We start from the raw sequence: 21,570 nt of genomic DNA, 5'->3' as shown, positions 1-21,570 counted from the left end.
GCGCATTTCGGGCAAGGATGCCTGCAATGAAAGCAGGAGCGCGCTGCCGCATGAGGCAGCCGCGCCGGGAGGAAACAGGATGATGCCGTTCCGCAGGATGCTCCTCTGCGCCGCCTCGCTCGCTCTCGTGCCATTCGCGGCGCAGGCGCAGACCTACCCCGACCGCCCAATCGCCATCGTCGCGGGCGCCGCCGCGGGTGGGCCGACCGATGTCATTTCGCGCATCGTGGCGGAAGCCATGGCGCGCCACCTGCCGCAACCCGTAGTGGTCGAGAACACACCGCCCGCCAATGTCGGCGCGCAACGCGTCGCGCAAGCGCGGCCGGACGGCTACACGCTGCTGATGTCGAATGTCGGCCTCGCCGCAGGCGCGACCTTGTTCCGTCGGCTGTCCTTCGACACCGCCACCGCCTTCGCCCCGCTTGGCCTGGTGTCCGACGCCGCGATGACCATCATCGCCCGCCCGGAATATCCGGCCGAGGACATGCGCGGCCTGCTCGCCGACATCGGTCGCCGTGGGGAAGCCCTGAACATCGGCACGGCGGGCCTCGCCTCTGCCGCCAATCTCTGCACCTTGCTGATGCAGCAACAGGCGCAGAGCCGCATGACCATCGTCGCCTTCCGCGGCACGGCGCCGGCAATCACCGAACTCATGGCCGGACGCCTGGACCTGCTGTGTGACCAGGCGACCAACACCGCGCCCTTCATCCGCGACAATCGCGTTCGCGCCTTCGCGGTGACCAGCCCGGCGCGGCTGCCGGGGCTGCCGGCCATCCCGACCACCGCCGAATCAGGCGCGCCGATCATCGCCATGAGCACCTGGCACGGGCTGTTCGCCCCGGCCGGCACGCCGGAGGCGATCCAGCAGCGCCTCAACGCCGCGCTGGTGGCGGCCATGCAGGATGAACGGCTGCGCGCCCGCTTCGCCGAATTGCAGACCGACCCGGCGACGCCGGAACGCGCCAGCCTCGCCTTCCACCGCCGCTACCATCTCGAGGAGATCGAGCGCTGGCGCCCGATCATCCAGGCGGCCGGCGCCTACGCGGATTAGAGACCCGTCGGATGCGGCACCGGCCCGCACCTTCACCTGGCCACCCAACGGCAGGAACCTGAGTGGGGGTGGCGGGCCGGTGCCGTCTGATCGGTGATCGATCTAGCCGTCGTCGCCGCGAATGCCCGCCGCGGCAATCACCTGCGCGAAGCGCGTCTCGGAACTGGCGAGATTGGCCTCGAAAGCTGCCGATGTCGTCGCGCGGATGACAAAGCCGAGCGCCTGCAGGCGCTCGCGCACCACAGCATCGGTCAGCGCCGTGCGCCAGGCTTCCTCCAGCGCGGCGACGGCGGCGTCCGGTGTGCCGGCCGGGACCAGAACGCCCTGGGTGCTCGGCACGTCGAAGCCCGGCGCGACGGTTTCGCTGTAGGACGGCACGTTCGGCATCGCCGGATCGCGTTCGCGGGTCGAGACCGCCAGCGGCACCAGCCGCCCCTCGCGCACATGCGTCGTCACCGCCGGCAGGGTGATGATCATCGCATCCACCTGGCCGGCCAGCAGGTCGAGCGTCGCCGGCCCGCCGCCACGATAGGGCACGTGGGTTACGTTCACGCCAAGCTCGCGGTTCACCATCTCGCTGATGATGTGCGCGATGCCGCCGATCCCCGGCACGGCGAGCGTCACCCGGTCCCCACGCGCGCGCAGCGCGGCGAAATAGCCCTGCACATCGGTGATGCCCGAACGCGGATGCGTCACCAGCAGTTGCGCCGCGCTGATGGTCATGGTCACTGCGCGCAGGTTGGTCCTCGCCTTGCCATGGCGCGCGCCAGCCAGGATGTCCTGCAGCACGAGCCCGTCGCCCGAGGCGACCAGCATGTTGTGCCCATCCGGCACGGCACGACCCATTTGCAGCGCGGCCACGCGACCGGCGCCACCACCCTGGTTCTCGACGATGACGGTCTGGCCGAGCACGGCCGACAGCGGGCCCTGCGCCGCCCGAGCATGAATGTCGAGCGTGCCACCCGGTGCGGCGGCGACCAGCACGCGCAGCGGCTGCGACGGCCGCCAATCGGCGCCCAGCGCGGGACGCGCCAGCCCCGCCATGGCGCCGGCCACCAGCAATCCGCGACGGTTCATTGTGGTTCGTTTCCCCCAAGACGCGCCGGCCGGGATGCGTTGCTGCATCCCGGCCGATCGTGTCAGGCCTCGTCCATCCGCGCCGTCACCTTCGGCGGCGACATCGGCAGCGCATAGAAGCGCTTGCCGAGCGCGTCATGGACGGCGTTGGCGATCGCCGCGAGCGGCGGCACGATCGGCGCCTCGCCCACGCCGCGAACGCCCTGCGGGTGTTTGGAGTTCGGGATCTCGACGACCACCGCCTCGATCATCGGCACGTCGGAACAAACCGGCATGCGGTAGTCGAGGAAGGAGGCGTTATCGACGCGCCCCTGCTTGTCGTAAAGATATTCCTCCGACAGCGCCCAGCCGATGCCCTGCACCACGCCGCCCTGGATCTGCCCCTCGACATAGGACGGATGCAGCGCGCGGCCGACATCCTGCGCCGCCGTGTAACGCAGCACGCGGATGATGCCGAGATCGACATCCACCTCGACATCCACGCAATGCGTCGCATAGCCGGGGTCGGCGCCGGTCGTGTTGAGCTGCACCTGCGCACCGATCGGCCCGCCCATCTCATTCGCCTTGGCAGCGAGCTCCTTGAGCGAGAGCGGCGGGAACTTGCCGGCATTGTCGCCGGCCGGCAGCGCCATGCCGTCCTCCCACTTCACCGCCTCGGCGTCGATCTTCCAGATCTTCGCCGCGCGTTCCTTCAGCTGGCCGACGACCTTCTCGCACGATGCCGTCGCCACCATCGCCGAGGCGAAGGTCACGCGGCTGCCGCCCGTCAGGTTCGAGAAGCCGATGGTCTGCGTGTCGCCGATGATGACGTTGACGCGGGAATGGTCGATCCCCATCAGCTCGGCGACGACATTGGCGATCGAGGCCCGGCTACCGCCGACATCCGGATGGCCGGTGGTGACGACGACGTTGCCGTCCTCGGTGATGTTCACCTGCACCGAGGATTCACCGCCGGCATTGTACCAGAAGCCCGAGGCGACGCCGCGGCCGCGCTTCACGCCCGGGCGCGGGTTCTTGTCGAGCGGCGCCTTGTAGTGCGGGTGCTTGCGGATCGCGTCCATCGTCTCGACGAAGGTGACGTCGCCGAAGGTCGCGCCGTAGATCGCCTTGTCGCCCGGCTTCGCGCTGTTGCGCACGCGCATGTCGAGCGGATCGAGGCCGAGCTTCTCCGCGATCTCGTCCAGCACGGATTCCGTCGCGAAGGCGCCATGCGGCGCGCCCGGCGCGCGATAGGCCGCGACCTTGGAGCGGTTCGACACCACGTCATAGCCGGTCGAAAGCACATTCGGGATCGCATAGGCCGCGAAGGAGCAGCCGACCGGCCCGCGAAGCGGCGAACCAGGCAGCCCGCCGGCCTGCAGGTAGAAAGTGCCCTGGGCGGCGACCAGCGTACCGTCCTTCTTCGCGCCGATCTTAACGGTCATCAGCGAGCCGGGCGCGGGGCCCGTCGCGCGCTGCACCTCGTCGCGCGTCATCACGATCTTCACGGGGCGGCCCGACTTCTTGGACAGCATCACCGCGACGGGCTCGAGATAGACGATCGTCTTGGCACCGAAGCCACCGCCGATCTCGGCCGGGATCGCGCGGATGTTGCTCTGCGGAATGCCCGTGAGCAGCGAGGTCATGGCGCGGACCATGAACTGGCCCTGGCTCGACGACCAGATCGTCACCCGCCCATCCGCCGCGTGGGAGACGGTGCAGGCATGCGGCTCGATGTAGCCCTGGTGGACAGGACGTGTGGTGAAGGTGCGCTCGACGACGATGTCGGCTTCCGCGAAGCCCTTCTCGATGTCGCCGGCCTTCAGCACCATGGTGCCGGCGATGTTCGACGGCTTGCCTTCATGCCGCACCCAGTCGTGCAGGATCGGCGCGTCCGGCTTGATCGCGTCCTCGATCTCGATGACGTGGGGCAGGACCTCGTAGTCGACCTCGATCAGCTTGCAGGCCTCGGCGGCCACTTCCTCGCTGATCGCGGCGACGGCGGCCACCGGATGGCCGTGGAACAGCGCCTTCTCCTTGGCCAGGATGTTGCGCGCCATCCAGCGCATGTCCTGGATGCCGAGCATCACGGATTTGTCGATCGGGAAGTCGACGAAATCCTTCGCAGTGACCACAGCCTTCACGCCGGGCAGCGCCTCGGCCTTGGAGGTGTCGATCGACCTGATGACGGCATGGGCGTGCGGGCTGCGCAGCACCTTGCCCCAGATCATGCCGGGCATGGTGTTGTCGGCCGAATAGGTCGCGCGGCCGGTCACCTTGTCGGCGCCGTCGGGGCGGATCGTGCGGGCGCCGATCCACTTGTTGGACATGTCGTTCATCGCGCGGACTCCCTCATGTCGGCGGCCGTTTCCAGCACCGCCCGGACGATCTTGTCATACCCCGTGCAGCGGCAGAGGTTGCCGGCTAGGCCGAAGCGCACCTCCTCCTCCGTCGGGTCTGGGTTCTTCTCGAGCAACGCGCGTGCCGAGATCAGCACGCCCGGCGTGCAGATGCCGCATTGCAGCGCCGCCATCTCCAGGAACTTCTGCTGCAGCGGGTGCAGGTGGTCGCCCTGGGCCATGCCTTCGATTGTGCCGATCGACTTGCCCTCGGCCTCAACCGCCAGCATCAGGCAAGAACACATCAGCCGGCCATCGACGGTGACCGAACAGGCGCCGCAATCGCCGGTGCCACAGCCTTCCTTGGTGCCTGTCAGCCCCAGCGACCCGCGCAGCGCGTCGAGCAGGGTGGAGGACACGTCAGCCAGGAACTCGACCGGCTCCCCGTTGATCGTGGTCGTCACATGCATCTTCGACATGGTCTCAGTTCCCCCCCGCGCGGGCGGCGGCGATCGCCACCACGCGCTTGAGCAGCACGCCCGCCACCTTGGTCCGGTAGGCAATGGTGCCGCGCTTGTCATCAATCGGCTTGCAGGCGGCACGGCAGGCCGCCGCCGCCGCTTCCACCGCCGCATCCTCGAGCCGCGAGCCGATCAGCGCCTTCGCCGCGCCCTCGACCAGCAGCACGGTCGGCGCCACAGCGCCGAGGCCGACGCGCGCGGCCTTCACCACGCCGCCTTCCATCGTCAGGTTCACGCCGAGGCCGACCACCGCGATATCCATCTCGGTGCGTGGGATCATGCGCAGATAGGCGTCCGACGCCCCCTTCGGCCGCACCGGGAAGGTGAAGGAGACGACGATCTCGCCCGGCGCCAGGGTGGTACGCCCCGGCCCGGCGGGCACGGCTTCCACCGGCACCTCGCGCTTGCCGTTCGGCCCCTGGATCGTCACCACCGCCCCGGCGGCGACCATCGCCGGCACGCTGTCCCCGGCTGGCGAGGAATTGCATAGATTGCCGCCCGGCGAGGCACGCCCCTGCACCTGCTTGGACCCGATCAGGTTGATCGCCTCCAAGACGCCCGGCCAAGCCTTGGCAAAGCCCATGTGCTCCGCCAGCACCGCGCCGGAAACCGCGGCGCCGATGCGGAAGGCGCCGCCCCCGAGATCCTCGATCGCCGTCAGCGCCGGGATCTTCTTGATGTCGATGATGGTGCCGGGCTTGCGTACGCCGGCGCGCATCTGGACCAGCAGGTCGGTCCCGCCAGCCAGGATGCTCGCGGCTCCCGAAGCGGCGGCAAAGGCGCTCACCGCTTCATCAAGCGTGTTCGGCGCCAGGTATCGGATATCTGTCATTCCTGCTTCCCATCCCGTTGCATCCCGTTGGCCCGGGAATGCCAGACATGGCTGCGCCTCGGTCACAGCCGGTCGGCAAGGCTATGCCGCCCACGTCGCGCAGCATAGCCCCCCACACCTACCGGTTGACACCGCCCGGCCAAGAGCTAGGGCTTGTGGACCAGCATAGGGGAACGACCATGGCACGTCATCTCAAGTGCGGCCGCGACGCCGAGGCGCGGGCCGAGGACGACGCGAAGGTCCGCTCGACGGTCGAAGGCATCCTCGCCGACATCGCCGCGCGCGGCGATGCCGCGGTGCGAGAATTGTCGATCCGCTTCGACAAATGGGACCGTACCGATTTCCGCCTGACGGACGCCGAGATCCGCGACTGCCTAGCCCAACTTTCCGCCCGCGACCTCGACGATATCCGCTTCGCCCAGGACCAGGTGCGCAACTTCGCCGAACACCAGAAGGCCGCGCTGCGCGACATCGAGGTCGAGACGCTGCCCGGCGTGGTGCTCGGCCACAAGAACATCCCCGTGAACTCGGTCGGCTGCTATGTGCCGGGCGGCAAATACCCGCTGCTCGCCTCCGCCCATATGTCGGTGCTGACCGCGAAGGTCGCCGGGTGCAAGCGCATCATCACCTGCGCCCCACCCTTCGAGGGCCGTCCAGCACCGGCCATCGTCGCCGCGCAGCACATGGCCGGCGCGGATGTCATCTACTGCCTCGGCGGCATCCAGGCGGTGGGCGCCATGGCGCTGGGCACGGAAAGCATCGAGCCCGTGGACATGCTGGTTGGCCCCGGCAATGCCTTCGTGGCCGAGGCCAAGCGCCAGCTCTATGGCCGCGTCGGCATCGACCTCTTCGCCGGCCCGACCGAGACCATGGTCATTGCCGACGACACCGTCGACGGCGAACTCTGCGCCACCGACCTGCTCGGCCAGGCGGAACATGGCCCGAATTCCCCGGCCGTGCTGCTGACGAACTCGGAAAAACTCGCCCGCGAGACCATGGCCGAGGTCGAACGCCTGCTGACCATCCTGCCCACCGCCGCCATCGCCCGGAAGGCCTGGGAGGATTACGGCGAGGTGATCGTCTGCGATAGCGAGGAAGAGATGGTGCGCGAGGCCGACCGCATCGCTTCCGAGCACGTACAGGTGATGACGCGGGATCCGGAATACTTCCTCGCCAATATGACCAATTACGGCGCGCTGTTCCTCGGCCCCCGCACCAATGTCTCCTATGGCGACAAGGTGATCGGCACCAACCACACCCTGCCGACCAAGAAGGCCGCGCGCTACACGGGCGGGCTGTGGGTCGGCAAGTTCATGAAGACCGTGACCTATCAGCGCGTCCTCACCGACGAGGCCTCGGCGATGATCGGCGAATACTGCTCGCGCCTGTGCATGCTGGAAGGCTTCGCCGGGCACGCCGAACAGGCGAATATCCGGGTGCGCCGCTATGGCGGCCGCAACATCCCCTACGGCACCGCGGCGGACTGAAAGATGGACCTGCCGCGAACGCCGAGCTTCCGCCTTGACGGCAAGCGCGCGCTGGTGACCGGGGCGGGGCGAGGCATCGGCCTCGCCGCCGCCGCCGCGCTGGCCGAGGCCGGGGCGCATGTCACGCTGGTGGCCCGCAACGCGCCGGAGATCGATCAGGCCGCCGCCGCCATACGGGCGACGGGTGGCGCGGCATCGACGCTGGTGCTGAACGTGCTGGATATTGCCGCGGCCGAACGCGCCATCGCCACGGCCGACCCGTTCGACATCCTGGTCAACAATGCCGGCACCAACCGGCCCAAGCCGTTCATCGACGTCACCCATGACGATTTCGACGCGGTGATGGACCTGAACCTGCGCGCCGCCTTCTTCGTGGCGCAGGCGGTGGCGAAGCGGTTGGTCGGGGCCGGCCGCCCGGGCTCGATCATCAACATCTCATCCCAGATGGGCCATGTCGGCGCAGCGAACCGGACCATCTACTGCGCTTCGAAATGGGCGCTGGAGGGGCTGACGAAGGCGATGGCGGTGGAACTCGCCCCACAGGGCATCCGCGTGAACACCATCGGCCCGACCTTCATCGAAACGCCGCTGACGCGCCCCTTCTTCGAGGATGCCGCCTTCAAGGCCAGCGTGCTGACCAAGATCAAGCTCGGTCGCATCGGTCAGGTCGAGGATCTGATGGGTGCGATCCTGTTCCTCGCCAGCGATGCCTCGGCGCTAATGACGGGCTCGGCCCTGGTGGTGGATGGCGGCTGGACGGCGGATTGATTCATTCTTGTGCCTCAGACGCCGGGGCCCGCAGCCGCGGGCTTGGCTTCCGCGCCATGCACTGGTTCGCTGGGCGTGACGGGCAGGATGGGCGCCGTCGCGCTTTGCGCTCGCGGCGCGAAGCAGGGCATCGGGCCGGACAGTTGGTACAATCGGAGGGAACGACAACCATGACCACCTATCGCCACTGCATCGTGCAGGATGAAGGCCGCCTGCGCATCGTCACGCTGAACCGGCCCGAGGTGATGAACGCGCTGCACAGCGAGGCGCATCAGGAACTCGCCCAGGTGTGGGACGAATTCGCCGCGAGCCCGGACCTCTGGGTCGCCATCGTGACTGGCGCGGGCGAACGCGCCTTCTCCGCCGGCAACGACCTGAAGGTGCAGGCGGCCGGCAAGCGCGGGCCGACACCGCCCTCCGGCTTCGCCGGCCTGACCAAGCGCTACGACCTCGACAAGCCGGTGATCGCCGCGGTGAACGGCATCGCGATGGGTGGCGGCTTCGAGATCGCGCTCGCCTGCGACCTTATCATCGCCGCCGAGAATGCCCTCTTTGCCCTGCCCGAACCGCGCGTCGGTCTGATCGCCGGCGCCGGCGGCGTGCACCGCCTCCCGCGCATGATCGGCCAGAAGCAGGCGCTCGGCATGATCCTGACCGGCCGGCGCGTGCCCGCGGCCGAGGGCAAGGCGCTCGGCTTCGTCAATGAGGTCGTGCCCGAGGGACAGGCGCTGAACGCCGCGAAGCGCTGGGCGGCGCTGATCCTGGAATGCTCGCCCCTCGCGGTACGAGCGTCCAAGCAGGCGGTCTATGCCGGCCTGGACAAGCCGACGCTGGAGGAGGCGATCGGCACGATCTATCCCGCGCAGCAGCGCAACATCGACAGCGAGGACTACATCGAAGGCCCCAAGGCCTTCGCCGAAAAGCGCAAGCCCGCCTGGCGCAATCGCTAAAGCGCTGGCGCTCCGTAGGGATAGTAATCGCCGATGGTGAGGTGGCGATAGGGCAGCGCCTCCAGCCGGACGGTCCCGAGGAAGGGCTCGTCCGGTTCCACCAGCAGGATGGTCGGCGCGAAGCCGCTGTCGTCGAAGCCGCGGCGGAAATGCACCCGCGACTTGATGGCGATGACGTCGTAATCCACCGCCGACAGGCCGAGGCTCCACAGTTCATCCGGCTCGATGATCTGCACCAGGAAGGGACTGAGCACCACGACATTGCCGTCGCCGAAACGGATGGCGACCCATGCCTGCCCACGCCCCTTGGCGCGCGCCGTGGTGGCGTCGGCAACCAGCAGCACCTGCCCGATGATGCGCACCGGCTCGCCGGCCGAGGGATCGACGCGCCCGCCGATCTCAACCTCCACCGCATCACCCGGCTTCACGCCGGCTTCCATCAGCCCGGCGATGGCGTCCGGCGCCGCGATCGTCGCCACCAGCGTGCGCGAGAGGCCCTGCGCGATGATCTCCCGCAGCAGCCAGGTGGCGTAGCCGGAGCGGTCGCTGTGGTCCGCCAGCACGACCGGCGTGCGGCCCTCCGCCACCGCCTGCTTCGCCAGCGTCACGCCCTCGCCGATGCGCAATACCTTCGTCGTGCCAAGCAGCGCCTCGCGCCGCCGCCAGGTCCAGTCAGCCATGTCCCGCGCAACCCGCTGCGCAAGGTCGGGCTTGCCATTGGTCAGCACCTGGAAGGTCATGCCGGCATCCGGCACGTCGCTCCAGGGGAAGCCGAAGAACACATTGACGAAGACGTCCGGCTCGCGCGCTTCCCAGGTCAGCGCGCGCTGCACCAGATCCGACCAGGGCGAGGCCCCGGTCCATTGCAGCGCCGTCGGCGAGAGGATCGGCAGCTTCAGCGTGACATGGCTCGGCACGAAGTCGCCGCGAACGGCGCGCACCAGCATGCGCGCCGCGCGCTCGCCCTGCAGATGCATGTCGTAATGCGGGAAATACTTCACGCAGAACGCCATGTCGGCGTGGCGCAGGAACTCCTCATCCTCGTTGCCATGCGGGTCGAAGGTGCCGACGATGCGCGCCGCCGGGCCGAGCACCGCGCGCACCCGCCGCGCGATCTCGGCTTCCGGCCGCGGCACGCCGCGCACGCCCATCGCCCCATGCAGCGCGAGATAGGCGCCATCGAAGGGCCCCTGTACCTTCAACTGCTCGATCTGGCGACCGACGAAGCTCTCGAAGGCCTCGTTCGTGATCCAGCCCGACCCGGTCCCGGTCTTCGGCCACAGCGGCGATTCGATGCCAACCAGTTCCACGCCCTCGAACTCCCGTGCCACCTGCACGAAGCCGCCCATGTACCCCTTCGGGTCGGTCGCCAGCAGCGCCTCGCCGGTCGCCGGCGAACCGGGATAGCGGAAGTCATCCTCCGTCGTGTCGAAGGGGAGGAAGGTCACGGTCTCGTGCGCGAATTGCAGGACGGCGATACGCATCTCAGAACCGATCGGCGCGATAGGGCTCGGGGTCGATGAAGGGCCTCTCGCCGGTCATCATCTCGGCGAGCATGCGCCCCGTCGTCGGCCCCAACGTGAAGCCTTGATGCGCATGACCAAAGGCGCACCACACACCGTCCTGGCCCGGCAGCTTGCCGATGATCGGCAGCATGTCCGGCGTGCAGGGGCGCACGCCCATCCAGGGCTCCGGCTCCACCGCATCGCCGAGCGGCAGCAGCGTCCGCGCCACCGGCTCGGCGCGGGCGAGTTGCACCGGCGTCGGGGCCTCGTCGATGCCGGCGAATTCCGCTCCCGTGGTCAGCCGCACCCCGGCGCGCATCGGCGCGAGCAGGAAGGCGCTCTCGGTATCCAGCACCGGCCGGTTCAGCACCGCATTGCCCTGCAGCGTGTAGTGCCGGTGATAGCCGCGCTTGCCGAAGGTCGGCGGGTCATAGCCGAGCGGCTTTGTCACCTTGTTGGCGAAGGCCCCGAGGGCGACGACAACCTGCTCGGCCTCGGCCGGCCCGTCGCTGGTCTGCACGCGCCAGCCGCTGCCCGCGCGGGTCAGCGAGGTCGCATCGCCGATCACGAAGCGCCCGCCAGCCTCCAGGAACCGCTGCGCATAGGACATCACCAGCGCATGCGGATCACTGACCGATACCGGGTCGGTCCAGTGAATGCCGCCATGGCGCGACTTCAACAGGGACGGCTCGGCGGCGACCAATGCCTGGCTGTCCATGGCGGTGAAGTTGACGCCATGCTGGCGCTTGCCTTCCTCGGCCTGGGCCAGCGCGGCGGTGAAGCTCGCCTCATCCGAATACATGCGGATCCAGCCAATCGGGCGCAGCAGCGGCATCGCATCGGTGCCGCGCGCGAAGGCGTAATGCTCGTCGAGACAAGTCTCGATCAACTTGGCATAGGCCTCGGCGATGCGCGCATAGCGCTGCGGTTCGGAATTCCACCAATAGCGCAGCAACGGCGTGGCCAGCCCCGGCAGCGCGCCCCAATGGTAATAGGCATCGATCGACTTGTTGCGCGCGATGCGCAGGATTTCGGAAGCGTCGCGCGGAAAGGGATGCGGATGCACCGCCTCGCGCTGGATCAGCCCGCCATTGCCGAAGGAGGCCCCTTCGCCGGGCTGCTGCCGGTCCACCAGCAGGACATCGAGGCCGCGCCGGCGCAGATGTAGCGCGACCGAAACCCCCACCATGCCCGCGCCAAGAACGATCGCCGATGCCGGCATGCCCGCATATTCCCTTCAAAGCCGCGCGCCATTTGCGCGCGGGGTCGTCGATCGATCAAGTCGGGATCAGCGTGGTGCGTTCACCCGCCGCCCGATCTCCTGCGCGATGCCCGCCTGTTCGGCGACGAACACCGCGAAACGATCCGGCGGCATGGCCACGCCCTCAAGCCCCAGCACGTCGAATTGCTGGCGCACATCGGGGTCGGCCACCGCCGTCGCGACGGCGCCGTGGATACGCTGCACGATCGGTGCCGGCGCGCCGGCGGGCAGCCACAGGCCAAACCAGTTCACCACGTTGAAGCCGACCAGCCCCTGTTCCTGCATCGTCGGCACCTCGGGCATGCCCTTCCAGCGCCGCGCACCGGTCAGCGCCAGGCAGCGCAGCGCGCCGGACTGCACATGCTGTAGCGCGATCTGCGTGCCGACGAAGAACATGTCGACGCGCCCCGCCAGCAGGTCCGTCATCCCCTCCGCCACGCCGCGATAGGGCACGGAGAGGATGTCGGTGCCCGTCATGGTCTTCATCAATTCGGCCGGGATGTGGCTCGCCGTGCCGTTGCCCGCATTGACGTAGGTCAGCTTGCCCGGCTCGCGCCGCGCCAGAGCCAGCAATTCCTGCAGGTTGGTCGCCTGCACGCCCGGATGCACCACCAGCGCCTGGCCGAAATTCTGCGCCGCCAGCGTCACATGCGTGAAGTCGCGCACCGGGTCGTACGTGACGTTGTTGTTGAATGGCGGAATGTTGGTGTGCGAAGCGGTGGTGAACAGCCACGTATAGCCATCGGCCGGCACCCTCGCGACATAGGCGGTGCCGACCAGCCCGCCGCCGCCGGCGCGATTCTCGGTGATGACGGGCTGGCCCAGCGCGGCCTGCATCTTCGGCCCGATGGCGCGCAGGATCAGGTCGGGCGGCCCGCCGGGCGGCGAGGGTACCACCACGCGGATCGGCCGCGACGGCCATTCCGCGGGCGCCTGCGCCAGGGCCGGGGTGGTGCCGGCCAGCCCCGCCAGGGCCGGCATAGCCTGTCGTCGTGTCAGCGCACCCATCGCCATCCGCTCCCGTTCAACCCAGCCGGACCGGCGCGTCGTTGCGCGCGGAGGCCAGGATCGCTTCCAACACCTGCACATTGTGCACGGCATCGCCGCCAGGCAGCGCCAGCGGTCGCCGTGCCGCGGCGGCCTGCGCGAAATGCTCCAGCTCCGCGCATTCGGTGCTGGTCTTGGGGAAGGAAATCACCTCCGGTCGCTGCTTCACGCCGATATTGGCGCGGTCGATGCGGCAGAGCTTCAGGTCCCATGTGGTCAGATGCTCGACATCGCCGACCTCGGCCCAGCCTTCCGAACCGAACACCTGCAACCGCCACGTCTCGGCGGTGGCGATGACCGTGCCGAGATACCCCGTCGCACCGCCCTTGAAGCGGAACAGCATCGACGTCGTGTCGTCCATGCCGAAATCCTGCACCAGGCGAAAACTCTGCGCCGTCACCTGCGCGATCGGCCCGGCGAGATGCAGCATCGCATCCACCACATGCACGCCGCGCCCGGTCATGCCGCCGGCCGGGCCCTCGTCCCGGTCATGGCGCCAATGGCCCTTGGGGAAACGATAGGCGCTGGGGCCGCAGAAATTGCCTTCCATATGCAGCAGCCGCCCCAGCGTCCCGTCATCGAGCAGCTTGCGGATATGCTGCAACGCCGGCTGGAACCGCCAATTGTAGCCAACCGCGAGGGTGACGCCGGCTGCCGCACACGCCTCGGCCGCCCGCGCCGCGGCGGCGGCATTCACGCCGAGCGGCTTCTCGGTAAACACATGCTTGCCGGCCGCCGCCGCCGCGATGATCTGCTCGGTATGCTGGGTGTGCGGCGTGGCGAGCACCACCGCGTCAATGTCGGGATCCGCCAGCGCCGCCGCGTAGTCGTCGAACATGCGCAAGCCGCGCGCGGCCGCGAAGTCGGCCGCCTTGGCCGGGGTACGCGTGGCCGCGGCGACGAAGCGAAGATGCGGGCTGTCCGGCGGCACGTTGCGCACCAGATTCTGCCCCCAGGCCCCAAGCCCGATGATGGCGGCGCGTATCATGCCGTGCTGGCCCCCTCTGCGATCGGCCACCCGGCCGTTAGCCGCATCTTACCGCTGCCTCACGACCTGGCGAGGGGGGTGCGACGACGCGCCGCGCGTGGATCGCCCGCACCGCAGGCGACCACCACGACCGATTGCCCGCCTTCGAGGCAGGCCGGAGCATGTCGGGAGGGCGCGCCCTCCCGCGCCTCAGCCCGCCATCTTGGCGACCGTCGCCGCCAGCGCCTTGTCCATCACCTCGATCAGCGTGTCGCACTCGCTGCGGGTGATCACCAGCGGCGGGGAGAAAACGATGGTGTTGGAATGCCGCGACCCGCCGCCGGACCGCCCGACGATCACGCCATTCGCCTTGCAGAAATCCACCACGCCCTGCACCAGCGCGCCGTCGAGCTGAACCTTGCTCTCGCGGTCCGTCACCAGCTCGATGCCGATCAGCAAGCCCTTGCCGCGGATGTCGCCGGTGATGGCGTGCTTGAACAGCGTGGCCTTGAAGCCATCCATCAGATACGCGCCCATCGTCGCGGCGCGCTCGGGCAGCTGTTCCTCAAGCATGATCTCGATGTTGCGCACCGCCACCGCCGCGGCCACCGGATGCCCGCCATAGGTGTTCACCTGCATCACCTGGCGCGCTTCCGCTACCTCGCCGAGGAAGCTCTCGAACACCCGGTTCTTCACCACGGTCGCGGCGATCGGCAGGTAGGCGGAGACGATCCCTTTCGCCACCGCCATGATGTCCGGGCTGATGCCGTAATGCTGGTGGGCGAACATCTTGCCGGTGCGGCCGAAGCCGTTGATCACCTCATCGACATGCAGCAGCACGTCATACTTGCGGCAGATCGCCTCGACCCTCGGCAGGTAGTCATCCGGCGGCACCGCGACGCCAACCGCGGACATGATCGGCTCGACGATCACCTCGGCGACGGTCTGCGGGCCTTCGGCGAGGATCGTCGCCTCGAAGGCGGTCGCGCAGGCGGTCTTGCAGGACGGGTATTCCAGGCCGAGCGGGCAGCGATAGCAGGTCGGCGCCGGCACATGGATGAACTCGCCCGCATAGGGCTCGAATTTCATCTTGCGCTCGCCCATGCCACCGGCGGCGAGCGTCGCCAGCGTCGTGCCGTGATACGCATAATGCCGCGCGATGGTCTTGAAGCGGAACTGGCCGGGGAATTCGTGCTTGGCGTATTGCCGCGCGACCTTGAAGCCGGCTTCATTCGCCTCGGACCCCGAATTGACGAAATAGGTGTGGTAGTCGCCACCCATCAGCGTGTTGAGCTGCTCGCCCAGCCGTGCCGCCGGCAGGTTCATGCCGGTATGCGGGTAATACGACATCTGCTGCATCTGCTCGGCCGCGATCTCGGCGAGCTCGGTGCGGCCATACCCGATATTGACGCACCACAGCCCGGCCATCGCGTCGAGATAGCTCGTGCCATCCGCATCGACGATGGTCGACCCCTGCGCGCCGGTCACCACCATCTGCGACTTCTCGAGCGCGCGATGCTGCACGATCGGGTGCATCACATTGGCGAGGTCCTGCGCGACGACGCGGCGACGTTCTTCGGGATCGGGCTGGTTGGTGAGCGACATTCGAGGCACCTCGCGATGGCTATTGCTTCACTCGCCATCGTCGCGCCGCTTGGCGATGGAGGAAAGGGCGAAAGGTCTGATGCGAGACGTTCGCATTTACCACCGCCATCGGCGCCTGCCCCCATTCCCCGCCTCGCCATGCTGATCTAGGCTCCGCTCCATGGCGTGCCTGGCATCGAACGACCGGGACGACGCTTCGGGACAAGCCTTCGTCACGGCCCATCGTTCAGGAGAACTACCTCGATGAGCCATTCCACCACCCGCCGCACCCTGTTGGGCACCGGCCTGGCACTGGGCCTCGCCCCCGCAGCCCAGGCGCAGGCCTACCCCACCCGCCCCATACGCCTGGTGGTGCCCTTCCCGCCCGGCGGCGGCGTCGACGCGGTCGGACGCATCCTGTCCGAACCGCTCGGCACCCTGCTCGGCCAGCCCGTGGTGGTCGAGAACCGCGCCGGCGCCGGCGGCGCCATCGGCGTCGACCAGGTCGCGAAATCGCCGCCCGATGGCTACAGCTTCTCGATGGTCAGCCCGGGCAACATGACCGCCGGCCCGCTGGTGCGGCCAACGCCTTATGACCCGCTGTCGCTCGGCTTCGTCACCATGGTGGTGCGATCGCCGCTGCTGCTGGTCTGCCGCAACACGCTGGCGGCGCAGAACCTCGCCGAGTTCGTCGCGCTGGTGAAGCGCGAACCCGAGGCGGTCCGCTTCGCCTCCGGGGGCGTGGGCACCGGCACGCATCTCGCGGGTGAGTTGATGAACCTGCGCCTCGGTGTGCGCATGGTGCATATACCCTATCGCGGCACCGGCCCGGCGCTGACCGACCTCATCGCCGGCAATGTGGACATCTTCTTCTCCGACACCTCCGCCTGGCCGATGGTGCAGCAGGGGCAGCTGCGCCTGCTGGCGGTCAGTTCTGCCGCGACCTGGGACACCTCGCCGCAAACGCCCTCGGTCGGCAGCGTTGTGCCCGGCTTCGACATCTCCAACTGGTACGGCATCATCGCCCCGCCCGGCACGCCGGAGCCGATCCGCGCGCGTATCGCCGCCGAGGTCGCCGACATCATCAAGCGCCCGGCGATCGTCGAGACGCTGCAACGCATCGGCTTCCAGCCCGCCGCCATGCCGCCCGCCGAATTCGCCGCTTTCGTCCGCGCCGAGCTGGACACCTGGAAGGCGGTCGTCGAGGCCGCCAACATCCGATCCGTCGACTGACGCAAGGGCCTTCCTCCGCCCGCCCGCACCAATACAAGGGACATGATGAGCAAGACCGCGCGCCTGGCCGTCGATATCGGCGGCACCTTCACCGACCTGGTCCTCGCATTGCCGGACAGGTCGCTCTCCACCAAGGTCCTGACGACGCCGGAGGCACCCGAACGCGCGGTGCTCGACGGCACCGCCACCATCCTGGCCCAGGCCGGCATCGCGGCGTCGGACCTCGCGCTGGTGATCCACGGCACCACGCTCGCGACCAACGCGCTGATCGAGCGTAAGGGGGCAAAGACGGCGCTCGTGACCACCGAGGGTTTCCGCGATTCCCTCGAAATGGCCTACGAACATCGCTTCGAGCAGTATGACCTGTACATGGAGCGGCCCGAACCGCTGGTGCCGCGCCCGCTGCGCTTCGAAGTGCCCGAACGCATCGCCGCGGATGGCGAGGTGCTGCTGGCGATGGAGGAATCCTCCCTCGACCGCATCGGCGCCGCCGCCAAGGCCGAGGGCGTCGAGGCGTTGGCCATCTGCTTCCTGCACGCCTACCAGAACGACGTGCATGAACGCCGGGCACGCGAGATCCTGTCGCGCTACCTGCCGGCCGAGGTGATCGCGATCTCGTCGGAGGTCTGCCCCGAGATCCGCGAATACGAACGCACCTCCACCACGGTCGCCAACGCCTATGTGTTGCCACTGATGGAAAGCTACCTGCAACGGCTCGAGGATGGGCTGAAGGCGCTCGGTTCCACCTGCCCGCTGCTGCTCATCATGTCCTCGGGCGGCATCACCACCATCGAGACGGCGCGACGCTTCCCGATCCGCCTGGTGGAATCCGGCCCGGCGGGCGGGGCGATCCTCGCCCAGATCCTCGCCGCCGAGAACGGCATCCCGCGCGCGCTCGCCTTCGACATGGGCGGCACCACGGCGAAGATCACGCTGATCGACGACATGAAGCCGCAGCAGGCGCGGCACTTCGAGATCGCCCGCGCCGCGCGTTTCGTCAAAGGCAGCGGCATCCCGGTGCGCATCCCGGTGATCGACATGGTCGAGATCGGCGCCGGCGGCGGCTCCATCGCCCGCGTCGATGGCCTTGGCCGCATCACCGTCGGGCCGGACAGCGCAGGGTCGATGCCCGGGCCCGCCTGCTACGGCCGCGGCGGCACCATGCCGACCGTCACCGACGCCGACCTGGTGCTCTCCTGGATCGACCCGGCCTTGTTCGCGGGCGGCTTCATCTCGCTCGACCCGGCCGCCTCCGTCACCGCCTGCACCAACGCCGTCGCCACGCCATTGGCCATGACGGCCGAGACCGCCGCCCTCGGCATCACCGAGATCGTCACCGAGACCATGGCGAACGCCGCGCGCGTCCATGCGGTCGAGAACGGCAAGGAAACCGCCGGGCGCACCATGATCGCCTTCGGTGGCGCGGCGCCGCTGCACGCGGCACGCATGGCGGCGAAACTCGGCATGGACCGCGTGCTCGTGCCGGTGGGCGCCGGCGTTGGATCCGCGCATGGCTTCCTCGGCGCGCCCATGGGCTATGAGGTGGTGCGCACGCGCCTCGTCAGCCTCAACGCCTTCGATGCAGCGCTGGTCAACGATCTGTACGACGCAATGCGCATCGAGGCCGAGGCCGTGGTCCGCCTCGGCGCGCCCGATGCGACGATGCAGGAAGTCCGCACCGGCTTCATGCGTTATCGCGGCCAGGGCCACGAGGTGGCCGTCACCCTGCCCGACGGCCCCTATGCCGACGGCGACGGCACCACCGCCTTCCGCACGGCCTTCGAGGCCACCTACCACGCGCTCTACGGCCGCATCATCCCCAAGCTGGAGATCGAGGTGCTGACCTGGACGCTCTCGCTGACCGAGGCGAAGCCGTTGCCCGCGCGCATCCCCGACGCCCCGCCCGCCGCGGCACCACCACCCGCCGGCACGCGGCGCATCATCGACCCCGGCACCGGCGGTCCCGTCGACGCCGCCATCTACAACCGCGCCACGCTGCTGCCCGGCGCGCGCATCTCCGGCCCCGCGGTGATCGTGGAGGCCGAGACCTCCACCCTCGTCCCCGATGGCTTCACCGCCGGCCCCAACGCCGCCGGCCACCTGCTGATCGAAAGGATCGCCTGATGAGCAACACGCTCGGCGAGATCGAGATCCAGATCCTGTGGAACCGCCTGCTCTCGGTCGTCGAGGAACAGGCGCAGACGCTGGTGCGCACCGCCTTCTCCACCGCGGCGCGCGAGGCCGGCGACATCTCCGCCGGCGTCTTCGACATGAAGGGCCGGATGCTGGCGCAGGCCGTCACCGGCACGCCGGGGCACATCAATTCGATGGCGCGCTCGGTGGTGCATTTCCTCGACGCCTTCCCGGCCGCGACGCTGAAGGATGGCGACATCCTCATCACCAACGATCCGTGGAAGGGCACCGGCCATCTCTTCGACCTGACGGTGGTCACACCCATCTTCCTCGATGGCCGCGCCGTCGCGCTGTTCGCCTCTACCACGCATGTGGTCGATATCGGCGGCCTCGGCGTCAGCGCGGAAGGCCGGCAGATCTACCATGAAGGCCTCTACATCCCGCTGATGTATCTCGCGCGGGAAGGCCAGATGAATGACGACCTGCTCGGCATGGTGCGCGCCAATGTGCGCGAGCCGATCCAGGTGGTGGGTGACATCTACGCCTTGATCGCCTGCAACGAGAAGGGCGGCACCCGCCTGGTCGAGATGATGCGCGAGTTCAAGCTGCGCGACCTCGAACTGCTCGGCGAGGAAATCATCACCCGCAGCCGCCGCGCCATGGCCGACGTCATCGCGAAACTGCCGCAGGGATCGTGGTCGGCGAGCATGACGATCGACGGCTTCGAAGCCCCGGTGACGCTGGCCGCGACGTTGACCATCGCCGGCGACCGCGTGCTGGTCGACTACACCGGCACCTCGGGCCTGTCGCGCTACGCGATCAACTGCCCGATCTGCTACACGGATGCCTACACGGCCTTCGGCGTGAAGGCGGCGCTTGCGCCCTGGATTCCCAACAACACTGGCACGCTTGATGCGGTGATCGTCACCGCGCCGGAGAACACCATCGTCAACGCACCGCACCCTGCCGCGGTCTATGCACGCTCCGTCATCGGCCACATGCTGCCGGACGTTGTCTATGGCTGCCTCGACCAGGCGATGCCGGACACGGTGCCCGCCGAAGGCACCTCCAGCCTGTGGAACCTCTCCCTGCTCGCGGGCCACGGCCTGACGGGCAGCGAAGGCTCCGCGGTGCGCGCCTTCAACGTCACCACCTTCCATTCTGGTGGCGCCGGTGCTCGGCCGAAGCAGGATGGGCTGTCCGCCACGCCCTTCCCGTCCGGCGTGCGCAACGTGCCGGTCGAGATCACCGAGGCGATCACGCCGCTGGTGGTGTGGAAGAAGGAATTCCGGCGCGGCTCAGGCGGGCCGGGTCGGCAGCGCGGTGGCCTCGGCCAGCGCATGGAAATCGAGAACCGCGATGCGGCGGCCTTCGGCATCCAGGCGCGTTTCGAACGCGGCGAATACCCCGCGCGCGGGCGCAGCGGCGGTGCGCCGGGCGGGCTGGGGCGGCTGTCGCTCGAACAGGGCGGGCCGCTGAAGGTGAAGGGCCTCCAGGTGATCCCGGCGGGCGACCGGCTCATCGTCGAGATGCCCGGTGGCGGCGGCTATGGCGACCCCTTCACCCGCGACCCGACGCTGGTCGCGCGCGACGTGCGCTACGGCCTGATCGAACCCGAACAGGCCGAGGCCGACTACGGCGTCATCCTGACCGCCAGCGGCGAGCCGGATGCCGCGGCGACGAAGCGGCGTCGCGGCGAGGCAGGTTGAAGACAGCCTGAGCCAGCAAGGGCCGGCACCCAGGATGGCATTCCAAAGGCCCCGGACCTTTGGTGGGGGAGCTTGAGGGGGCAAGGCCCCCTCAACCTTCCGCCGCCTCCGCCAACAGCCAGTCCCGAAACAGCCGCAGCGCCGGCACGTCTGCCGAGGCCTCCGGATAGGCCAGCACATACCCCTCCCCGGCATCGAACGCCCGGTCGAAGGCCACCACCAGCCGTCCGGCCGCGAGTTCCTCCGCCACCATGAAGCGCGGCATCAGCGCGACCCCCATCCCCTGCGCCGCTGCCTCGGCGACCATCGCGTGGTGGTGGAAGCGCGGGCCGCGAAAGCCATCGACATCCGTGTCCCCCATCATCGCGAGCCACTCCGCCCAGGCGCGGGGTCGTGTCGAGTGTTGCAGCAGCGTATGCCGGGCGAGATCACTGACGCGCGCCAACGCGCCATTCACCAGCAGCGCCGGCGCGCAGACCGGCAGGCGCAGATCGGCGACCAGCAGATGCGTCGCGACACCCGGCCGCGCCCCGGCGTCCAGCATGATCGCCGCGTCCACATCCTCCGCGTCGTAGTCGATTGGTGTCGGCCGTGTCGTGTAGTTGCGGAAATTCACCACGATGCGCCGATGCGCGGCGAGGAAGCGCGGCAGTCGCGGCATCAGCCAGCGCGTGCCGAAGGTCGGCTGCACCGCGAGCGTCAATGTTCCCCCCGCCCCCTGATGCGCCATCACCTCCAGCGTCGCGCTCTCGATCCGCGCCAGCGCCGAGCGCAGCTGCGGCGCATAGGACGCCGCGGCCGCCGTCAACACCAGGCGTTGCCGCACCCGCAGGAACAGCCGCACGCCAAGCAACGACTCCAGCCCTGCCAACTGCCGGCTCACCGCGCTCTGCGTCAAATGCAGCTCCTCCGCCGCGCGGGAGACGGACAGGTGGCGCGCACAGGCCTCGAAGGCCTGCAAGGCGGCGATGGGCGGGGTGTGGCGACGCATCGGCAACGTCCGACTTCATTCCAATCCATCATGAAGGCATGACGGAGTATCGGTTGCCAGCCCCCGGAAACCGACGAACACTGCCTGCCACAGAGAGGGCACCTTTCGCCTTCCATGCGGCGCGCGCATGAAATGC

At 68.8% G+C, this 21,570-nt stretch carries 17 protein-coding genes; 7 read left to right on the top strand and 10 right to left on the bottom strand.

What is annotated here, in order from left to right:
* The first annotated feature begins 79 nt into the window (after positions 1 to 79).
* Positions 80 to 1,051, top strand: a complete 972-nt coding sequence (locus IEY36_RS13805; RefSeq protein ID WP_188967654.1) for a tripartite tricarboxylate transporter substrate-binding protein — start codon at positions 80 to 82, stop codon at positions 1,049 to 1,051.
* 102 nt (positions 1,052 to 1,153) lie between these two features.
* Here the strand turns inward: IEY36_RS13805 and IEY36_RS13800 are convergent, their stop codons facing one another.
* The 4 genes from IEY36_RS13800 to IEY36_RS13785 all read right to left on the bottom strand — a co-directional run bounded on the left by IEY36_RS13800 (position 1,154) and on the right by IEY36_RS13785 (position 5,799).
* Positions 1,154 to 2,128, bottom strand: a complete 975-nt coding sequence (locus tag IEY36_RS13800) for a Bug family tripartite tricarboxylate transporter substrate binding protein (RefSeq protein WP_188967653.1) — start codon at positions 2,126 to 2,128, stop codon at positions 1,154 to 1,156.
* A gap of 62 nt (positions 2,129 to 2,190) precedes the next feature.
* Positions 2,191 to 4,446: a xanthine dehydrogenase family protein molybdopterin-binding subunit gene (locus tag IEY36_RS13795; RefSeq protein WP_188967652.1), complete on the bottom strand. Its 2,256-nt coding sequence runs from the start codon at positions 4,444 to 4,446 to the stop codon at positions 2,191 to 2,193.
* The gene (locus IEY36_RS13790) at positions 4,443 to 4,925 is read right to left on the bottom strand and encodes a (2Fe-2S)-binding protein (protein ID WP_188967651.1); all 483 of its coding nucleotides are present in this window, start codon (positions 4,923 to 4,925) and stop codon (positions 4,443 to 4,445) included. The genes IEY36_RS13795 and IEY36_RS13790 overlap by 4 nt, the downstream gene beginning before the upstream one ends.
* 4 nt (positions 4,926 to 4,929) lie before the next feature.
* Complete coding sequence (locus IEY36_RS13785) at positions 4,930 to 5,799, bottom strand: FAD binding domain-containing protein (RefSeq protein WP_229681306.1); 870 nt, start codon at positions 5,797 to 5,799, stop codon at positions 4,930 to 4,932.
* 179 nt (positions 5,800 to 5,978) lie between these two features.
* Between IEY36_RS13785 and hisD the strand changes: the two genes are divergently transcribed.
* The 3 genes from hisD (at position 5,979) to IEY36_RS13770 (ending at position 9,004) form a co-directional block, all read left to right on the top strand.
* Entirely contained in the window at positions 5,979 to 7,286 is a 1,308-nt protein-coding gene (gene hisD / locus IEY36_RS13780; RefSeq protein WP_188967650.1) for a histidinol dehydrogenase, read from the top strand.
* A gap of 3 nt (positions 7,287 to 7,289) precedes the next feature.
* Positions 7,290 to 8,054: an SDR family NAD(P)-dependent oxidoreductase gene (locus IEY36_RS13775; protein ID WP_188967649.1), complete on the top strand. Its 765-nt coding sequence runs from the start codon at positions 7,290 to 7,292 to the stop codon at positions 8,052 to 8,054.
* Between the two features lie 170 nt (positions 8,055 to 8,224).
* Positions 8,225 to 9,004, top strand: coding sequence for an enoyl-CoA hydratase-related protein (locus tag IEY36_RS13770; protein WP_188967648.1), 780 nt, complete (start codon positions 8,225 to 8,227; stop codon positions 9,002 to 9,004).
* On the opposite strand, the gene IEY36_RS13765 is transcribed toward IEY36_RS13770, so the two are convergent.
* The 5 genes from IEY36_RS13765 to IEY36_RS13745 all read right to left on the bottom strand — a co-directional run bounded on the left by IEY36_RS13765 (position 9,001) and on the right by IEY36_RS13745 (position 15,389).
* The gene (locus tag IEY36_RS13765; RefSeq protein ID WP_188967647.1) at positions 9,001 to 10,488 is read right to left on the bottom strand and encodes a M81 family metallopeptidase; all 1,488 of its coding nucleotides are present in this window, start codon (positions 10,486 to 10,488) and stop codon (positions 9,001 to 9,003) included. The two genes, IEY36_RS13770 and IEY36_RS13765, sit on opposite strands and share 4 nt — an antisense overlap.
* 1 nt (position 10,489) lies before the next feature.
* Complete coding sequence (locus IEY36_RS13760) at positions 10,490 to 11,731, bottom strand: NAD(P)/FAD-dependent oxidoreductase (RefSeq protein ID WP_188967646.1); 1,242 nt, start codon at positions 11,729 to 11,731, stop codon at positions 10,490 to 10,492.
* A gap of 66 nt (positions 11,732 to 11,797) precedes the next feature.
* Complete coding sequence (locus tag IEY36_RS13755; RefSeq protein WP_188967645.1) at positions 11,798 to 12,778, bottom strand: Bug family tripartite tricarboxylate transporter substrate binding protein; 981 nt, start codon at positions 12,776 to 12,778, stop codon at positions 11,798 to 11,800.
* Between the two features lie 16 nt (positions 12,779 to 12,794).
* The gene (locus IEY36_RS13750) at positions 12,795 to 13,805 is read right to left on the bottom strand and encodes a Gfo/Idh/MocA family protein (protein ID WP_188967644.1); all 1,011 of its coding nucleotides are present in this window, start codon (positions 13,803 to 13,805) and stop codon (positions 12,795 to 12,797) included.
* 189 nt (positions 13,806 to 13,994) lie between these two features.
* Positions 13,995 to 15,389, bottom strand: a complete 1,395-nt coding sequence (locus IEY36_RS13745; protein WP_188967643.1) for an aminotransferase — start codon at positions 15,387 to 15,389, stop codon at positions 13,995 to 13,997.
* 243 nt (positions 15,390 to 15,632) lie between these two features.
* Here IEY36_RS13745 and IEY36_RS13740 point away from each other — a divergent pair, with 243 nt between their 5' ends.
* From IEY36_RS13740 to IEY36_RS13730, 3 genes are read left to right on the top strand one after another with little or no spacing between them, the layout of a single operon-like run.
* Positions 15,633 to 16,601, top strand: a complete 969-nt coding sequence (locus IEY36_RS13740) for a Bug family tripartite tricarboxylate transporter substrate binding protein (RefSeq protein ID WP_188967642.1) — start codon at positions 15,633 to 15,635, stop codon at positions 16,599 to 16,601.
* 42 nt (positions 16,602 to 16,643) lie between these two features.
* Positions 16,644 to 18,725 carry a hydantoinase/oxoprolinase family protein gene (locus IEY36_RS13735; protein ID WP_188967641.1) on the top strand — a complete coding sequence of 694 codons (2,082 nt, stop codon included), beginning with the start codon at positions 16,644 to 16,646 and terminating at the stop codon, positions 18,723 to 18,725.
* Positions 18,725 to 20,443: a hydantoinase B/oxoprolinase family protein gene (locus IEY36_RS13730; RefSeq protein ID WP_188967640.1), complete on the top strand. Its 1,719-nt coding sequence runs from the start codon at positions 18,725 to 18,727 to the stop codon at positions 20,441 to 20,443. Before IEY36_RS13735 ends, IEY36_RS13730 begins: the two co-directional genes overlap by 1 nt.
* Before the next feature lie 91 nt (positions 20,444 to 20,534).
* On the opposite strand, the gene IEY36_RS13725 is transcribed toward IEY36_RS13730, so the two are convergent.
* Positions 20,535 to 21,434 (bottom strand): LysR substrate-binding domain-containing protein, encoded by a 900-nt coding sequence (locus IEY36_RS13725; RefSeq protein ID WP_188967639.1) that lies wholly within the window; start codon positions 21,432 to 21,434, stop codon positions 20,535 to 20,537.
* Positions 21,435 to 21,570: the final 136 nt, after the last annotated feature.

The organism is Neoroseomonas lacus, from assembly GCF_014644535.1.
Lineage (GTDB): Bacteria > Pseudomonadota > Alphaproteobacteria > Acetobacterales > Acetobacteraceae > Neoroseomonas > Neoroseomonas lacus.
Note: the sequence above shows the minus strand (reverse complement) of the source record. Positions and strands in the feature narration are given on the sequence as shown.